Origin of the sequence: Legionella geestiana, from assembly GCF_004571195.1 — a bacterium.
GTDB lineage: Bacteria > Pseudomonadota > Gammaproteobacteria > Legionellales > Legionellaceae > Legionella_B > Legionella_B geestiana.
In genome coordinates, this window is sequence record NZ_CP038271.1 from 256,307 (window position 1) to 273,482 (window position 17,176).

Below are 17,176 nucleotides of genomic sequence, written 5' to 3' on the forward strand. Positions count from 1 at the left end.
GGCATGGTCTGTTAAATTAATCCTATGAAGCAGCCTCGGCTGATAAGTCCGGGAATGGATGCCTAAAGCACATCCTGCCAATAATGCCCGCCCTGTTGCCTCAATGAAAGGTGTTACCGAAGCACCTTAATAATCGGTTAATAATAACGGTCTAAAATAACCATATTAAAGTAGGTGTCCAACTGACTATCCTGGAGTAGTGACTTATCATGCCAACGCTCACCTCTGAACAACGAACAGCTATTCTTAATGCCGGTAAAAGCGTCTTTTATTCCTATCTTTGCCTGCATACGCTAAAAAAACAGGCGCTGTCTGCCATTAAAGCGTCAAATGAACAGGATACCGTCGAGCTTACCCTTGCGGGGTGTACTATCCGATTTTCTAAATTGGCTAATGAAGATGGCAGCATATCTCTCACGGTGACTGAGCCACAATTTTCCGAGTTACCTGAACTCAAAGGAATAACCGATTATTCAGGACAGGATTTGGCACAGATAATCGCGAGTCACTCTCCCGTACGCTTCTACCCTCGAGAGGAAGCGTTCTCTGTATCAGACGCCATGGGGACTCCGTTTGGTGGCCCGGATAAAATAGACCTTTACGAACTGCATATCACTAACCTTGGGCGTATTATTGAAAATATTGGAAGGCCCGGTTTCGAAGATAACATGCTGGTCTCCCTGACGACCGGCTCGGGTAAAACATTTACACAAGCCTTATGGATGCAGGTACTTGCCCTGTCAGGTCAGCGAGCAACATTCGCAGTACCGGCAAGCCTTCTTGAGCAGTTCAGACTGGATTTGACGCGCCTCTTACCAACCGGTTTTCTGGAGAGATACCATCAACAGATTCGCATTACCTCTGTTGACGATGCGTTAAATACGCCTGATATCGATAATACAGACTTCTACAGTTTTGACGAAGCGCATTTGATTGCCGACCAGGAAGATTTGTTTTTGAAAGCCCGCAGCATTGCCGGACAAAAAACCACCATGTTCCTGACAGCTACCCCTACCCCTGCATTGTCATCACTGGCTTCTGGTGACGATGCTCAGACGAAGCTTGCCACCGTTGCCAGTATGAGCAACGCAGAAAAAGTCGCTGGAGGGTATGCAGAACGCGTGCAAAGCACTGCGAAATCCGCACAATCAATCGAAGAAATTCATAGTCGGTCTAACCTCGATGGTCAATCCAACCGCAACAGGCTTATGGCCGATCTTTTCGACAGGCAAACGGGTTTTGATGCGTCCCTGCCCTTTGCTGAGGCGTATCTCTACCACACCAATCTGCGCGAGGTTCCACAGAGCGCAAATGAAAACGACCCTGGCAATGAGTTACCTGAACAGAGACTGCGCCGGGCGGTTCGATGGGCGGTACAGCCCTCAGCCTTTCAGGGAAAAACCCTGATTTGCGCTAACCATTTTGAAGACGTCGTCAACCTGGATTTATTGACAAAACAGTTTGCTGAAGGCACGCAGGCACTTCCCGGTTTTAACCAGCGCTTTTATGCCAACGGCAATCTCTTTGAGCGGGATAACACGTATAAATTTTTACAGGTATCCGGGGTCACTCCAGATGAGAGTGCCTATACCCAGTATGCAGCAAGCTGTTACCAACAGTTTTCCAGTGGACTGCTTGAAAATATCCGTCAGGTGAATAATGAAGCCGGTTTTGGCTGCAGTGACGAAGAAGTTATAACGCTTAGAAATGAAATCCTTGAAGGCCTTAAGAGTGCCCCCCTCGAAAACAGCAAACATGCCATAATCGACCTTGCTTTGTCGATTATGGCCTCAAAAGCGGCTAATGGCCGCGATAATCTGACCGATATCCTGCAAAATTTTGGCGGCAAATACCTCGATGAGCGGCGTAAAACGGATTTAAACGCCTTTTATCTGGAGCTCAGCGCGCAAGCTTCAGAAATGACTGAAGATTATCTTCGCTCGCTGCTTGTGTACGATGCAGACACAAATCCGCGAGGATTAACGCCCGCGCAAACTGAGGAACTGATTCCTCTTTTACTAGGCGTTAAAGACCGATTAAGATTTGGACCAGTTATTGGCCAGCGTATTACCGACAACTGGTATGCAGATGCCGGATTGTTTGATGTATTAGATCAAAACAATAAAACCCGGCTGCATGAATTCGCGAAAAAACATTATAAAAAATATGCCTTTAATCAGGTTGAAAAAAACGAAACCATCGAGCCTGGACAGGTGTTTAACGGTTTTAGAGAAGAAACTCACGGCACTGGTATCAGCAATGCTGACACGGCGTACACCCCAAAAATTCGCACCAAACGCGCTGTTGAGGCATTAAATCCCAGGGCTGAAGAGGCCGTTTTTACACCGGTTCGTTCTGAAGAGGATACCCTCGTTAATGCCGATAATCTCTTTCGCATGGGGATTACTTCACTCTATTGCACCGATACAAAAATTGCGGGCTTTAACGACCCTAACCTGCATCAGGTTGCAGTCCTTGCACACAGTCAGGAAAATCCTCTCGCAAATCCTGCCAACATCATTCAGGCGTATGGCCGAAATCGTGGCTTGAATCCCCACAAAACGCCGAACTTCTTCCTGATTACACAAAAAGGCGTACAGTGTCTTTTTGGGGATGAGGAGCTTAACAAGGATGATTATCAAGCCGACTATCATGAGGCATTAAGAAGGTTTAAGCCGGTTTATCTCGACAAGCTCGCACAGGAACTTGCCGACAATGTTCTTTTATGGATTGAAAGTCATCGAGATGCGTTACATGAAGTCGATGATGAAAAGCTGTCTGATGAAGTCATTACCTACCTTTTTAACACCCTCGATGCGATTAATAAAACGAACGCCTACCAGTTTAATCTGACGGTAAAAGACTTTTATGGCGTCCTCGAAAAGGCCATAGACACGCTGAATACTAAAAAATCTGAGATAGAAAAAGGCACCCCGCTGCCTCTGCTGGCTCGGGTTGTTGCCTGGCTTGCCTTTTGGGCTGCAAAAATCTTTCAAAGTATCGCTGCCAGAGAATCCCGGCAGGAAGTCGAGGAGCGCCTCGAGAATCTGCAAAGGAAACCGCAGAACCTTGATGAAGATGAAGATGTTGAAGAAATGTGGGATGCCGAATCCAAACGCGCCCAATTTTACCAAAAAGTGCTGGACATCCCTTTTGAGACGGTTAACGAGCATGATAACGCTCAAAAACTATTTGGAATGGGTATCTTGAAAGAGGCAAACGGATTAAAAGAGATTCGTGACAAATACTATTCAGCAGCCCTTAAAAATCCTATAGCTCTTATTGATAAAAATACGAGACAGCATCTTAATACAGAACTTAAAATTCTCATGGAAGGTTTATGCAGTTATATCGCGCTTTCGAAAGTTGAACACAAGGAAACCATTTTTAGCGCCCTGCAAGTTTTTCGCCATGACAATACGGATGAAAATCGCAATGCCGTATTGCGGCAAATTTTATCGCTGGAACTTAACCCAGAACACCCTGATAGAAAGCATCATCTTCAAAAAATCCAAACCATGCTTACTCAACTTGGTATGGCGCAACCCTCCAGTCTGACTGTAGAGGCGGCGGAAACGCTCGTAAAAAATAATCAAGAGGAAATCGTAACACGTTACATCGATGGTCTTTCGCGTAACCGGGAAAACCTGGAAGCATTAGCCATAACAGAATCCAGCGTGAAAAGTGCTGCTGAAAAAATACGAAACGCTGCGGCAAAAGACATTAAATCCCTCGTTCACCCTTTTATCACCGAAGCGGCTTACAAAAAAATGCTGGAGTTTGTTGATTCGCAATTTTCACTGGAAGAATTGCAAACCGCCCTCGGAACAACGGCAGAGGATGGCATCGCTCACTCTTTAAAAACATTCATTGCAGATACTTTAAATCCACCAGAAGATTATTATCAAAAATACTGCCTTCCAACGGTGGAAGCCATGCTTGAAAATCGAGAAAACTTTGACACGATGACTCCAGAATCGCTTCCTTTTGTCGCGAATCTGCAACACCTTCAAAGCTTTTATCAAGTGCTTCGTGAAAGTCATCTTCGATTTTATAACATGAGTGAGGCCGGGGAAATCGCGCATGCAACGAATGAAGCAGCGCCATTTTTTACCTCTCGTAACTCAGTAAACCCCGTTTTAAGAGGCGTTGCCTGTGGGTATGATGTTGCGTTATGTAATAATCTTGGCGATGACAAAAATAAAGCGATGACGCTCTATCTACAACGCATTGGAAATTCAACTCACTTCAATATCAAACAAGTCAAAGATGATGGTACCGTGGTTCAGACGAGCGATGTGAATCTGAATTTCGCGAGCGCAGAGATGAATAACGAACTTCAACAGCCGACCAACGGGATAACCTATATCAATTTAAAACCCCAGTATCTGGCCGCTCTTAGTAACCATTTAACCACTGTAGTCAATACTAATTTTGACAGCTTACTAAAGCCCTCCGTGAACGATGAGAATACTGCTGAAGGAAAAGTCTGGCGTAATCTTCTAGGCCTTCATGGCCTAAAGCAGGCTCTGCCTGTTTTCGACAGCACACAAAAACTGGTGCGCACACGCGAAATTGACAAAGCACTCGATGTCAGTACCACCATGCTTAAAGGGATACTAAAAAAAGAATTGCCACATTCATCCAATCCACTGGTTGCAAAGGGAAAAATGTTCAATGAAGTGCTGTCTCAGGAACGCGGACAAAATTCAGCTCCATCCCAGGCGCTACTGAAAGGAAAAGCGAGCCGCATTGAAAAAATGAAGGCTCAGTATGACTTAATAAAAAGGAGCCATGACGAGTATCGCATCACCGACCAGAGAAAAAACGCCTATATCTCAGAGCTTCATCGCTATATTGATTCTCGCGGCGAACGTGAGTCGCAAAACCAAAAGTTAAAAGCGAAGCCTTCGTTATTTTTTAACGAAGCACTCACAACCAAAAAAGTACGAATGGCAGAAAGGCTGATTCATAGACTCAATGAGACAACCACATTTGCTGATTGCCTCAATCTGGTTGAAGATGCACTTAAAGAGCATGCCCAAATCATGCGGGCTCATCATAAAAATCCAAACGCTTCATGCCGGCTCGGCAATATTCTCTGCAGCATGCATGAATCCTTGCTGGAAGCGCAAATACCCTACAGGAACTTGCCAAACAGCGGGGAATGAGCGCAGAGACATATTTTTAGATCATCGCTTAGCTGATAAACCTCGGAATGGATGCTTGAAAGTACATCCGGCCAATCACATCCGATGCCGGGCTTCGTGATGCTCAGCCTGGCCTACACCATCCTATTACATCAGGTGTAAGAAGTAGCCTGGGCTGATAAGCCCGGGAATGGATGGATAAATGTACTCCCGGCCTCGAATAACATCCGATGCCGGGCTTCGCGATGCTCAGCCTGGCCTACGTCATCCTATTACATCAGGCATAAGAAGTAGCCTGGGCTGATAAGCCCGGGAATGGATGGATAAATGTACTCCCGGCCTCGAATAACATCCGATGCCGGGCTTCGCGATGCTCAGCCTGGCCTACGTCATCCTATTACATCAGGCATAAGAAGTAGCCTGGGCTGATAAGCCCGGGAATGGATGGATAAATGTACTCCCGGCCTCGAATAACATCCGATGCCGGGCTTCGCGATGCTCAGCCTGGCCTACGTCATCCTATTACATCAGGTGTAAGAAGTAGCCTGGGCTGATAAGCCCGGGAATGGATGCATAAACGTACTCCCGGCCTCGAATATCATCCGATACCGGGCTTCGCGATGCTCAGCGAGATTTACACCATCCTATTACCTCAGACGTGTGAAAATGATGCCGTCAAAAAACGCCTCGACCATTTCGCTCGTTACAGCATCGATACCCGCCGGTTGCCAGCGCGGGTTTTTATCTTTGTCTACAAGCAGTGCGCGCACACCTTCGTAGAAATCCTGTGAACGCATAAAATGCCCGGCGAGTTGGTAATCCTCTTTCAGACAATCGGCCAGCGACAGTCCGCGCGTACGCTTTAAATGCGCGAATGTGACCTTAAGCGCCAAGGGCGATTTAGCACGCAGGGTTTCTTGCGTGCGTTGTGCGAAAGGCGCATCACAAGACGCGAGTCGCTCCAAAATACCCTCAACGCTCCCGGCGGCAAAACACTGGTCAATGATGGCGCGCTCAGGCCAGGGGCTGTAAACCGGAGTGTGCCACGGCGCAAGAATAACCTCCGGTGAAGTATCCTCCTGAAGGATGGCCGTCTGCACTTCCTGAAGTTGAGAAGACGGCACACACGCATAGACAAGCCCTACCTCATGTGCACGCCCGGCATCCAGCCGGTCTCCGGTTAACGCGAGATACATGCCAAGCTCGCCTGGCAGGCGATTTAAAAGATGAGAGGCGCCAATATCAGGAAAAAACCCAATACTGGTTTCTGGCATCGCAAACACGAAACGCTCAGTTGCAACCGGGAACTGACCATGCAGCGACACACCGACCCCGCCCCCCATGGTCATGCCATCCATCAGTGCCACAAAGGGTTTTTTGAGCGTGGCAATGCTCAAATTCATTGCGTATTCGTTTTCGAAAAACGCCATTACTTTCTCGGGATGCACGCGCCCGTTGTCGTACAGCCAGCGTACATCCCCCCCGGCACAAAACGCCTTGGAGGGAGTGGCTTTGAGCACGATGGAACGCACACGCGCATCTTCGTTCCAGAGGTGAAGCTGGTGCTTCAGCGCGCACACCATCGGCAGCGTCAGCGCGTTCAAAGCCGCAGGGCGGTTTAATGTCACCACCCCCACCGTTCCCGCTTCTTCAAAAAGAATATCGTCACTCACCTTATTTCCCCGTGAAAACCGCTGGCCGTTTTTCAAGAAACGCCGAAACCCCTTCCTGTTTGTCGTGGCTTGCGCAGGTTTTGGCAAAATGAATGGCTTCAAGGTGAAGGGCATCGTCCAGCGACAGGTCATAGCCGTGATCAATAACTTCCATCACGCCGGCAACGGCAAGTGGCGCCATCGCAAGAATTCCCTGCAGAATTTCTCTCGCACGCGCGAGCAGCGCTTCTGGCTCCACAACCTCACTGACAAGACCAAAAGCCAATGCCGTTTCTGCATCAATAAAACGCCCGGTCAGGCACAGGTCAAGCGCACGCCCCTTCCCCACTACCCGCGCAAGACGCTGCGTACCGCCAAAACCTGGAATCACCCCAAGCTTGACTTCCGGCTGCCCAAAGCGTGCCGCAGTACTCGCAATGCGCAGCGTTGCTGCCAGCATCAGCTCACACCCACCGCCAAAAGCAAATCCGTTAACTGCGGCAATCGAGGGTTTGGCCAGTGTTTCGAGCGCACGAAACACGCGCTGGCCCGACAGTGCAAAGGCATAGCCACTTTGAGCATCACATTCTGCAAGCCGCGTAATATCAGCACCGGCAGAAAATGCCTTCCCGGCACCGGTTATGAGAATCCCTTTTACCCGCGAGTCCGTTCGCGCGCGTTCAAATTGCACAGCGAGTGCAACCAGCACTTCAGTAGCAAGCGCATTCAACTTCTCAGGACGGTTTATCGTCAGTGTCAGAATGCCATCGGCATCGAGGGAATCAAGAATCCAGTCCATTATAGCTCCTACTCGAGTGCAAACTCGACATCAAGGGTTGATTTGGCGATAATTTCGCGCATGATTTCGTTAGTGCCCTCAAGTATTCGGTGCACGCGTAAATCTCTGAATATCCGCTCCACCTGGTAATCCCGCAGATAGCCGTAGCCGCCAAAAATCTGCAGGGTTTTGTCGCTGATGTCAAAGGCCGTATCAGTCGCGTACCGCTTTGCCATGGCACACAGCCGTGGGGCGTCAGAGGCTTTCCTGTCAAGGGCTTCAGCGGCACGGTAGACCATAAGACGCGCTGTTTCAAAAGCGGTCAGCATATCGGCATAATAAAAACGCAGCGCCTGCAGATTTTTCAGCGCCTTACCAAACTGATGACGCTCCTGCATGTATTGACGCACCATTTGGAGACACGCGAGCGCCCCTCCCAGTGAACAGGCAGCGATGTTAATGCGCCCGCCGTTCAGGTCATTAAGCGCCATGCGAAACCCATCGCCCTCTTCGCCAATGCGGTTACTGACCGGGATACGGCAGTTTTCAAAATACAGCATGCTCGTGGGCTGGCTGCGCCATCCCATCTTTTTCTCCTGCTTGCCGAAAGAAAAACCGGGCGTGTCCTTCTCAACAAGGACGCAGCTGATACCGTGATGCTTGTCTTCGCTGGTGCGCACCATGCAAAGATAGACCTCATTCACACCTCCCCCTGAAATAAAGGATTTCGCGCCGTTTAATACGTAAAAATCCCCATCGCGCTCTGCCCGGGTTTTCAGGGAGGCAGCATCAGAGCCTGAGTCAGGTTCAGTGAGGCAGAAGCTTGCCATCCAGTCCATGCTGACAAGACTCGGCAAAAAATGCGCGCGCTGCGCAGCTGAGCCGTGGTGGTCAATCAGCGAAGTAACCATATTGTGTATGGACAAAAATGCGCTGGTACTGATACATCCCGCGGCAAGCTGTTCAAAAATCAGTGCCGCATCCAGACGCGAGAGCGCGCTCCCTCCAACGTCTTCTCCGGCGAAAATTCCGCCCATGCCAAGACGCGCCGCCGCCTGCAGCACATCCCGCGGAAAATAGGATTCACTGTCCCAGGCTTCGGCATTTGGCGCAAGCTGTTCCCGCGCAAATTCACCGGCCATTGCCTTAATGGCTTTCTGTTCGTCACTGAGTTGAAAATCCATTGCCTTTCTCCTGTCGGCAGCAAAAAACACCTTTCACGCAATTTACATTATTCATATCCCTGCAATGGGTGCTATTATTGCGGATTTTTCATGCCTGTAAAAGAATAATAAGCAGCAATGTATGGAAAATCATGCGCTTGATGCGTCTCTGAGTGAAAGTGCCCTTAAGCTGCTCAAACGCCATTGGGGCTTTGATGCGTTTCGCAGCCATCAAAAACCGGTGATTGAAGAGGTTATAGCCGGAAGAGATGTGCTGGTATTAATGCCTACCGGGGGAGGAAAGTCGCTCTGTTATCAGCTTCCCGCTCTCGTGCGTCAGGGTGTTGGCATTGTGGTGTCGCCCCTGATTGCGCTCATGGAAGACCAGGTGAGCGCACTTAAAGCACTTGGAATACGGGCTGAGTGCTATAACTCATCACAAAACAGTGATGATGCACGCAGCGTTCTTGCGCGCCTTCACGCCGGAACCCTTGATCTTCTGTATATCGCGCCGGAGCGCCTGCTCAGTCCGGGATTTATCGAGCGGCTGCACGAGTGCCCTATTGCGCTTTTTGCCATCGATGAAGCGCATTGCGTTTCACAATGGGGGCATGATTTTCGCCCGGAATACGCAGAGCTTGGCGCCTTAAAACGCGAATTCCCAACAGTTCCCATGATTGCGCTGACGGCAACTGCTGACCGTCAAACCCAGCGCGACATTACAGAGCGCCTTAATTTTTCGCCGACCTTCTATGTCGCATCGTTTAATCGCCCAAACATTCACTATCAGGTGGTCAGCAAACACCAGCCGCTGCGCCAGATTGAGGCCTTTCTCAAAGAGCATCCTGATGAGCCCGGCATCATTTACTGCAGCACGCGCTCAACAGTCGAACGCCTGTCAGAGGCGCTTATCGCCCGAAATTTCCGTGCACGCGCCTATCATGCCGGCCTGCCACATGATGAGCGTCGTGAAGTACAGCACCTTTTTCGCCATGACAAGATTGATTTGGTCATCGCCACGATTGCATTTGGCATGGGCATCGATAAACCCAATGTGCGCTTTGTCATTCACCATGATATCCCTAAAACCATCGAGGGGTATTATCAGGAAACCGGGCGCGCCGGACGTGACGGATTGCCCTCAAAAGCATTGTTACTGTATGATCCGGCAGACAGCGCCAAACTGCGGGCATTCATAGCCGGCATTGCCAGCCTGCAGGTACAACGCATAGAGAGCGCAAAACTCGGGCACATGCTTGCTTTTGCCGAAGCCTCACACTGCCGCCGCCAGATTCTTCTGCGTTATTTTGATGAAGAGGCGCCAGAGCCATGCGGACACTGCGATGTCTGTGACCATCCTCCAGAAAAAGTCGATGCCACAGTAGACGCGCAAAAGTTTCTCTCCTGCGTGTATCGCCTTGGTCAGCGCTACGGGATGGGATACACCATTGCCGTACTGCGCGGCAGTCAGTCTGAGAAGATTGAAGCCGCGGGCCACCATGTGCTCAGTACCTATGGCATCGGTAAAGACAAACCGGAACACTGGTGGCGCCAGCTTGCATGGCAGCTTATTCACGAAGAATATTGTGAGCAGGACATCAACCAGTACAACATTTTGCGCCTCAAAAAAAAGGCGGGGCTGCTCCTGAAGGGACAGGCCACTCTGATGCTTGCCGTGCGCAAGGAACTGCCAAAAGCAGACAGAAAAAACGCCAGAGAAAAGCCAGCACAGGCCTCGAGCCCGCTTTTTGAGGCACTGCGCGCATTACGCCGCCGCATTGCCGAAGAAGAGTCAAAGCCCCCTTTTATGGTCTTCAGCGATGCCTCTCTCTTTGACATGATTGCCCTTAAACCCCGAACGCTCGGGGCATTTCTGCAGGTTTCAGGAGTTGGCCAGAGCAAGCTGGAACGGTATGGCGCCCGGTTTATAGAGTGTATCGCGTGTAACGAAGAGGCGTGAGAACGCCTCTTTAACGAACGCTAAACAGCAATCTTCACGCGTAAATCTATCACATTGGCATTGACGTTAATGTGCCCCGTCGTCAGCTGCAGGCGCTCACCGGCGGGCGTGGGCGCGCTGAGGTTAATGCGCGGCTTCGCAACGCCATGCCCGTAGATAAACTGAAGCGTTGCCTGCTTTGTCAGCGCATAGTCGGAAGAAATGGCAAGTGCGTACTGGTTATCAGACGGCAATGCGGGGCTTCGAAGCGTAGACGGGACCGGGTTGGTGTCCATTACGCCAATCAGCGACAAACCAAGCTTTTCGGTATATTGATGACGCACCACACCGATAAACGCATACGATCCACGGTATTTTGACTGAAAAATGAAGTCGCTGCCAACTGCCGTATTGATTAAATCCACAGTTTTCAGCGGGCTCCAGTCAGAGTAGAACATCTGCAGATTGGCAAGCCATGTTTTAGAGAAGAAATGGGTAAAACTCAGCACACCAGTTGCAGGCAGTGGCAGCGGCGAAGAATAATCATTGTTAAAGACATTGGTTCCATTGAGAATACTCGGGCCGGTGGTGTTCATTTTAATGGGGGAAAAATAACTGACTCCCACAAAATTAGTGGGGTTAACCACATAATACGCCCCCAGATTAAAACCTGTTTTGGTAGCGGAGGATTTGTTAATCAGGTTGGCATATGACAGCGGTCCGGTGGGAACTGCAAAATTGATTTCGTTGTTACGGAGCAAATTGATATTAAGACCCGCACCGACAAAGAGGCTCTGGCTTAAAGCCACCGACGCTCTCGGACTGATATCGACATCCCTGAGAACAGTCTGTGTGGTAATGTAGCGCAGGATAGAGTTATTCCCCCAGCGAAGGTTTGAAAAATATGGTTCGGTTACATCCACTCCAAGAACCAGTTTCTGGTTGATGCGGCGTGCAAAGCGGCCATACGGGAGTGCATCGGTCTGATTGGTGGTGGCGCGTCCCTCATCGTAGCGAAACGTGTTAAAGTTAATGGAGTTTCCACGAAACTTCATATTGAGGTTCTGGCCAACAGACCCAATAATAAACTCACTCTCCTGTACTTTAAAAAGTTCGGCAGGATTAGCATAGTTAAGCCCGGTAAAAAGCTGTATGGCATTGGCAAAGGCGGGAAGCGTTAATACCGATAACATCCCTGAAAAGACTGGACGGCGCATCAGAAATCCCTTTCAACGAATTGAAAAGAAGTTACTATACAATCCTCTCCATCCTGTTTCAATGCGCACGGGCAAGGCCCCTGCCCAACAGGCTGGCACAGGCCTCACAATCCATCCAGCCTGATTGAATTTTAAGATAACGCTGTAGTAGCGCCCGCGTTCTCCAAAATGTTGTTAATAATACATGGTATAATGCATTTAAACAGCCGCTATGCGGGATTTGATGTCTGGAGAAAACCAATGACGGTGTGTGTGTTCCCAGGGCAGGGGTCTCAGTGGGTGGGCATGGGGAGAGAGCTTTTCGAGCACTTTAAAGCACCTGTACGTGAAGCAAGCCTCATCCTTGGTTATGATATTCAGACACTCTGCCTCGAAGACCCCGAACACCTTCTTGATAATACACGCTACACTCAACCTGCACTCTTTGTAATTAATGCCCTTGCATGGCGGCAGTGGCGTGAATCCTTTCATGGTTCGATAAGCTTTCTCGCAGGCCACAGTCTTGGTGAATATAATGCGCTCCATATCGCCGGGGTGTTTGATTTTGCAACCGGGCTTCGGATTGTGCAAAAGCGTGCGGAGCTTTCAGCAACCGTTAACAATGGGAGCATGGCCGCAGTTATTGGGCTCGGAGAGCATGAGATTCAGCGGGTGCTTGTGCTGTCAGGATTTAAAAACCTCTACATTGCCAACTATAACAGCCCTTCACAGTTTGTGATTGCTGGCGACAGCAATGCACTGATGCGGGCTACGCCTTTGTTTCTGGAAGCCGGAGCAAAACGTTTTATTCCGTTGAAGGTTAATGGCGCTTTTCATACCCCGCTTGTGCGAGAGGCAAGTGAAGCCTTTGCGGAGTTTCTTCAAGATTTCTCGTTTAACCCACCCAAAATACCCGTTATCGCGAACCTGAATGCCATGCCCTATCCAGCCCACACAATTGCGGGTTACCTTGCGTGTCATATGATGCAACCGGTACGATGGACACAGAGTATTGAGCATCTCCTGATAGCTGGCGAGCAGGATTTTGTAGAGTGTGGCGCCAGAAAAGTACTGACTCCACTTATCAATGCCATTAAAAAAGGCCCTTCGATGCTGCCGTCATAAGCCATCTCGACAGCATCAGGGAGCCTTGATTCCCAGGGTCTGTTGACATTTGGTGGTTTACAGCCGTGTCACCAATTGTCAACAGACCCTAATCAGCGCCAGCATCGCACGGCTCCCCACCGGTTCAACCAGCAATCCGGGCGCCCGGGAATGGCGCGCGCCCATGGGCCAGGGCTGTTGGGTACACAGCGTCCATAGGCTGTCATGTGATATCCATGACCGCACCCCTGGGCGGCGTGTGTCAGTGGTGCCCACATCATCGCAATCACCAGCACGGCTCCTGCGATCAGCGGCATGGTCACAAATGGCGTTAACAGCGTGCGGATTTTCATACACACTCCTTGCATTTTCTTTAAAGGCATCCATTAAATGCGTTTATTTGCGCCGCTGTTTTTTATTTGAGGGCTGCATATGGCGTTTCAGGGTTTCACAGACCGTTGTACCCGGATGCCTCATTGCATAGGATTCAGAAACATACTGCCCGGTACCCGCATCCCTGTAGCGTTTATTGTGCATTTTTCTCTCCTGTCTGATTTCATAATAAATATACATTAAGTTTATTTATTAATCAAAGTCGACCGGGATAACATGCCAAACCGGGTTTTTATCATGAGAAAGCAGCAGGCTCAGGTTTTTGGGCTCCCGTCGCCTGGGAAACCACCAAAGTAGGTACTGTAGAGTTTGTCAAAAACACCGTTTGATTTTAACAGGCGAATTTGTGCATCAATACGGGTAATCAGGGCCTGACTATTGGGCAGGGTCATGATGGAGTAGCCACCGCCAAGGGGGAACGGGTTTCCAAGCATGCTGAAAATGCCTCGAGAATTGGCAACCCAGTAATTAACTGCCGTCTCGTGCAGCAGCGCCGCCTGAACCGTATCATCTGCCAGTGATTCGAGCAGCGTTTCAATGTCTTTATACTTTATCACCTGAAAAAGACCGGGAAATGCCGCCTGAACATATTCTGCAAACACACCAGCCCCCGTCTCCTCCCGAAGGATTCCGACCTCTTGCCCTTTTAACTGTGTAACGCGGTCAATCGCCAGTCGAGAGAGCACAATGATACGGCCATTACTGGGGAGATAGGGTATGCTAAAGAGGTATTTCTGCACGCGCTCAGGCGTTGGAAAAACGCCCATGATAAGATCTATCTTGCCGTTATCAAGGGCTGTAAAAAGCTCTTCCCATACCATGGGAACAATAACGCACTTTTCCTGCAATCCCTGACAGATTTTATTGGCTAAATCAACATGAAAACCCTGATTGGCAGACATCACCAGCGGCGGGTCGAAAAACATGACCCCTACTTTTAAATCGGCATGCGCCATGGTGGAAGCGCACAAACAGGCAACCCACAAAGAAATAAACCGCTTCCATGCATGCTTCATGACAATACCCTTTTCTTTGATGAGTGCTCCTGATGATTATATGATGATTTTTAACGTGAATCCAAGTCAGGTGTATGACAAGGAAGTCTAGGTGTATAGATGGTTTGGAAAACTGGGAAGTGAGAAAATCATTCATTACGCATGGTGCCTCCGGTTTACAAGAAGCGTTTTAGCGCCACCGCTTTTCCAGAACCACTTTTGAAGTATTTTTCTAAAGCCATTGCCTTTTCTTTGGTTTCAACAGCCACATAACTTTTCAGCTTTACAGGCAAAAAGCTTGCTGTAGAAGGCACTCTACCATCATTATGCGCTTTAAATCGTTGCTTTAGATTACTGCTAAAACCGACGTAGATGTTATTATTGGATAGTTCTAGAAAATAAACGTAGTACATTCGTTTTATTCGAAGATCGAAGAAAATTACCGCCAAAACCAGCATAAACATTTCGACTGGATAATTCTAAAAACAAATGTAATCCATTCGTTTTAAATGCCTCACTACGCTAAAGCTTCGTGAGACACTCCTGGTTCTAACTCACTTCTGGCGTGCCGCCCGAAGTTCGAAGAACGCAGGGTGGCGGAGAGAGAGGGATTCGAACCCTCGATACGTTGCCGTATACACACTTTCCAGGCGTGCGCCTTCAACCGCTCGGCCACCTCTCCAACGGCGACAAGGATATACCCATGGTTGTAAAAATGCAACCGTTAAAACTTCATCTTGGGCCGAACACGGCTTAATCCACCGTCTACAGCCAGCACTTGTCCGGTTATCCAGTCATTATCAGGATGCAGGAAAAACTGAACGGCCCGGGCAATATCAAGGGGTGTACCAATGCGCCCGAGGGCGTGCATGGCTTTGGAGGCCGTATGCGCCAGTTCGTTGCTTAAAATTGATGCTGTAAGCGGGCTTTCCACCATGCCGGGTGCAACAACGTTCACTCTAAGACGCATTGGTGCATAGGTTGCGGCAGCCGATTGAGAAAGGCCAATCACCCCCGCTTTCGCAGCGGCTATGGCTTCATGATTGGCAAGCCCTGTAAGGGCTGCGGCGGATGAAATCAGCACCACAGAACCGCCCTTTCGCATGTGCTGTCCCGCTGCACGTACGGTTGCAAAGGAGGTTGTTAACGATGCCGCAATCACCGCCTGAAATTCCTCGGCCGATGTGATGTGCGCACTTTTTAAAAGAAGCGAGCCGGCGCAATTGACTACACCATCAAGCTCACCCGCATCACGAAACACCTGAGACACCGCGTCAAACTGAGTCGCATCCAGCAAAAAATCAGGGTTGATTTTTTGACTGTCCCGCGCTGTAGTCAAAACTGTATCTCCCTGCTCACGCAAAAGTGTGCTTACTGCCTGACCAATTGCACTGCCTGCCGCAATAACGAGATAACGCGCCATAGTATTCACTTGCATGAAATGTAAAGCACCCACTATGATGAATTATCTTGAAAACTGCAATATCCGGCGCATCTTCTGCTCATGAAAACGTACTACATTAAATTGCTGCACGGAGCATCCTGGTACCTGGCATGGTTTGCCTGTATCCACTTTGCTGCAAAGGGTGATGCATGGACGGGAACAGGCATCACGCTCTGCCTCATTGCCCTGCAGATGCTCCTGCAGGCGCATAACAGGCTTCCATGGCGCGACGCGCTGTTCTTTACCGTGGCCTTGAGCCTTCTTGGTACGGTTACTGACACGCTGTGGCAGTATGCGGGCCTCGTGCAGTTTCATGCCAATCCCTTTCATGCGCCCGTTTCCCCTCCATGGATGACGGCTTTATGGCTGAGTTTTGGCGTAAATATCATCCTAATCTATCGTAACTGGCTGACACACTATCTGCTCTGGGGGAGCATTGTTTTTCCCTCGATGATCTTTGCCTACTGGCTTGGCGTAAGGGTTGGAGCTGCGACAGTAACCACAAATCCCCTCTATTTTTACACGGCTCTCGGCACGACATGGGCCTTACTCCTGCCGCTTTGCCTCTTTGTCTTTAATCACCTGCAGAGGAAAACTCAACCATGATAGTTAGCCTGGTCCTCATTGCCCTTTTCCTGCACATGTGCCTTTTCTGGGTGTGGTATCGGCGCACCAATAATCCCTCGGTTGTAGATGTCGGCTGGGCGAGCGGTCTGACGCTCGCGGGGCTTTTGTATCTCTTGAATGGTACACTTTCGTGGCGCTCGATTGTTTTAGGTGTCGCCCTCCTCCTCTGGGGAGTAAGGCTTGGAGGCTATCTCTGGTGGACACGCATCAGACGCAAAAAAGTGGATAAACGCTATCTGGCACTAAGTGATAACTGGAAAATTTCAAAACCTCTCGGGTTCTTTTTGAACTTCCAGCTGCAGGGAGCGTTGATTTTTGTGATTTCCCTGCCATGGTATTTTACAGCCTCTGCCAGCGTGTTCAGCATTATCGATGCAATGGGAATCGCACTTTTTTTAACCGCCCTTCTCCTTGAAACTACAGCTGACCGTCAGCTTCAGGACTTTAAAAAGAAATTCCCGGGCGAAGTCTGCAACCAAAAACTCTGGCGCTACAGCAGACACCCAAATTACTTTTCGGATTGGCTTGTGTGGTGTGCGTTTACACTTTTTGCGCTGAGCGCGCCTTATGGCTGGATAGCAATTGTCTCGCCGGTTATGCTCTATCTCATCATGACGCGCATCACAGCCCCCATGACAGAAGCGGGGTCTTTAGCCTCAAGGGGCGAGCATTATCGGCGGTATCAGCAGACTACATCCATGTTTTTCCCAAGACGCCCTCGATAACGGGGCGTCT

At 49.5% G+C, this 17,176-nt stretch carries 14 protein-coding genes and 1 tRNA gene; 5 read left to right on the top strand and 10 right to left on the bottom strand.

Translation table 11 applies throughout. The features are described 5' to 3' along the window. Positions 1-209: 209 nt before the first annotated feature. The gene (locus E4T54_RS01095; protein WP_028387376.1) at positions 210-5,171 is read left to right on the top strand and encodes a DEAD/DEAH box helicase; all 4,962 of its coding nucleotides are present in this window, start codon (positions 210-212) and stop codon (positions 5,169-5,171) included. 626 nt (positions 5,172-5,797) lie between these two features. Here E4T54_RS01095 and E4T54_RS01100 read toward each other — a convergent pair. The 3 genes from E4T54_RS01100 to E4T54_RS01110 are packed head-to-tail and all read right to left on the bottom strand — an operon-like array spanning position 5,798 to position 8,764. Next, positions 5,798-6,823: an enoyl-CoA hydratase/isomerase family protein gene (locus E4T54_RS01100; RefSeq protein WP_028386192.1), complete on the bottom strand. Its 1,026-nt coding sequence runs from the start codon at positions 6,821-6,823 to the stop codon at positions 5,798-5,800. Between the two features lies 1 nt (position 6,824). Continuing rightward, the gene (locus E4T54_RS01105) at positions 6,825-7,601 is read right to left on the bottom strand and encodes an enoyl-CoA hydratase/isomerase family protein (protein ID WP_028386191.1); all 777 of its coding nucleotides are present in this window, start codon (positions 7,599-7,601) and stop codon (positions 6,825-6,827) included. An 8-nt stretch (positions 7,602-7,609) separates the two neighbouring features. Further along, positions 7,610-8,764 carry an acyl-CoA dehydrogenase family protein gene (locus E4T54_RS01110; protein ID WP_028386190.1) on the bottom strand — a complete coding sequence of 385 codons (1,155 nt, stop codon included), beginning with the start codon at positions 8,762-8,764 and terminating at the stop codon, positions 7,610-7,612. A gap of 121 nt (positions 8,765-8,885) precedes the next feature. Here E4T54_RS01110 and recQ point away from each other — a divergent pair, with 121 nt between their 5' ends. Further along, complete coding sequence (gene recQ, locus E4T54_RS01115; RefSeq protein ID WP_028386189.1) at positions 8,886-10,703, top strand: DNA helicase RecQ; 1,818 nt, start codon at positions 8,886-8,888, stop codon at positions 10,701-10,703. Between the two features lie 20 nt (positions 10,704-10,723). On the opposite strand, the gene E4T54_RS01120 is transcribed toward recQ, so the two are convergent. Continuing rightward, a complete protein-coding gene (locus E4T54_RS01120; protein WP_028386188.1) occupies positions 10,724-11,899 on the bottom strand; it encodes an OmpP1/FadL family transporter in 1,176 nt (391 codons plus the stop codon). A 240-nt stretch (positions 11,900-12,139) separates the two neighbouring features. Here E4T54_RS01120 and fabD point away from each other — a divergent pair, with 240 nt between their 5' ends. Beyond that, positions 12,140-13,003, top strand: a complete 864-nt coding sequence (gene fabD, locus E4T54_RS01125) for an ACP S-malonyltransferase (RefSeq protein ID WP_028386187.1) — start codon at positions 12,140-12,142, stop codon at positions 13,001-13,003. Positions 13,004-13,095: 92 nt separating this feature from the next. On the opposite strand, the gene E4T54_RS01130 is transcribed toward fabD, so the two are convergent. From E4T54_RS01130 to E4T54_RS01155, 6 genes are all read right to left on the bottom strand, one after another. After that, a complete protein-coding gene (locus E4T54_RS01130) occupies positions 13,096-13,299 on the bottom strand; it encodes a GCG_CRPN prefix-to-repeats domain-containing protein (RefSeq protein ID WP_115152874.1) in 204 nt (67 codons plus the stop codon). Between the two features lie 79 nt (positions 13,300-13,378). Continuing rightward, positions 13,379-13,519, bottom strand: a complete 141-nt coding sequence (locus E4T54_RS01135; protein ID WP_115152824.1) for a multidrug transporter — start codon at positions 13,517-13,519, stop codon at positions 13,379-13,381. A gap of 110 nt (positions 13,520-13,629) precedes the next feature. Beyond that, the gene (locus E4T54_RS01140; protein WP_028386185.1) at positions 13,630-14,391 is read right to left on the bottom strand and encodes a transporter substrate-binding domain-containing protein; all 762 of its coding nucleotides are present in this window, start codon (positions 14,389-14,391) and stop codon (positions 13,630-13,632) included. 155 nt (positions 14,392-14,546) lie between these two features. Then, positions 14,547-14,828: a GIY-YIG nuclease family protein gene (locus E4T54_RS01145; protein ID WP_051550855.1), complete on the bottom strand. Its 282-nt coding sequence runs from the start codon at positions 14,826-14,828 to the stop codon at positions 14,547-14,549. Between the two features lie 136 nt (positions 14,829-14,964). After that, positions 14,965-15,052 (bottom strand) — tRNA-Ser (locus tag E4T54_RS01150). 42 nt (positions 15,053-15,094) lie between these two features. Next, a complete protein-coding gene (locus tag E4T54_RS01155; RefSeq protein ID WP_028386183.1) occupies positions 15,095-15,793 on the bottom strand; it encodes an SDR family NAD(P)-dependent oxidoreductase in 699 nt (232 codons plus the stop codon). An 81-nt stretch (positions 15,794-15,874) separates the two neighbouring features. On the opposite strand from E4T54_RS01155, the gene E4T54_RS01160 reads away from it, so the two are divergent. Continuing rightward, a complete protein-coding gene (locus tag E4T54_RS01160; protein WP_028386182.1) occupies positions 15,875-16,420 on the top strand; it encodes a DUF2878 domain-containing protein in 546 nt (181 codons plus the stop codon). Further along, positions 16,417-17,166, top strand: a complete 750-nt coding sequence (locus tag E4T54_RS01165; protein ID WP_028386181.1) for a DUF1295 domain-containing protein — start codon at positions 16,417-16,419, stop codon at positions 17,164-17,166. Before E4T54_RS01160 ends, E4T54_RS01165 begins: the two co-directional genes overlap by 4 nt. Positions 17,167-17,176: the final 10 nt, after the last annotated feature.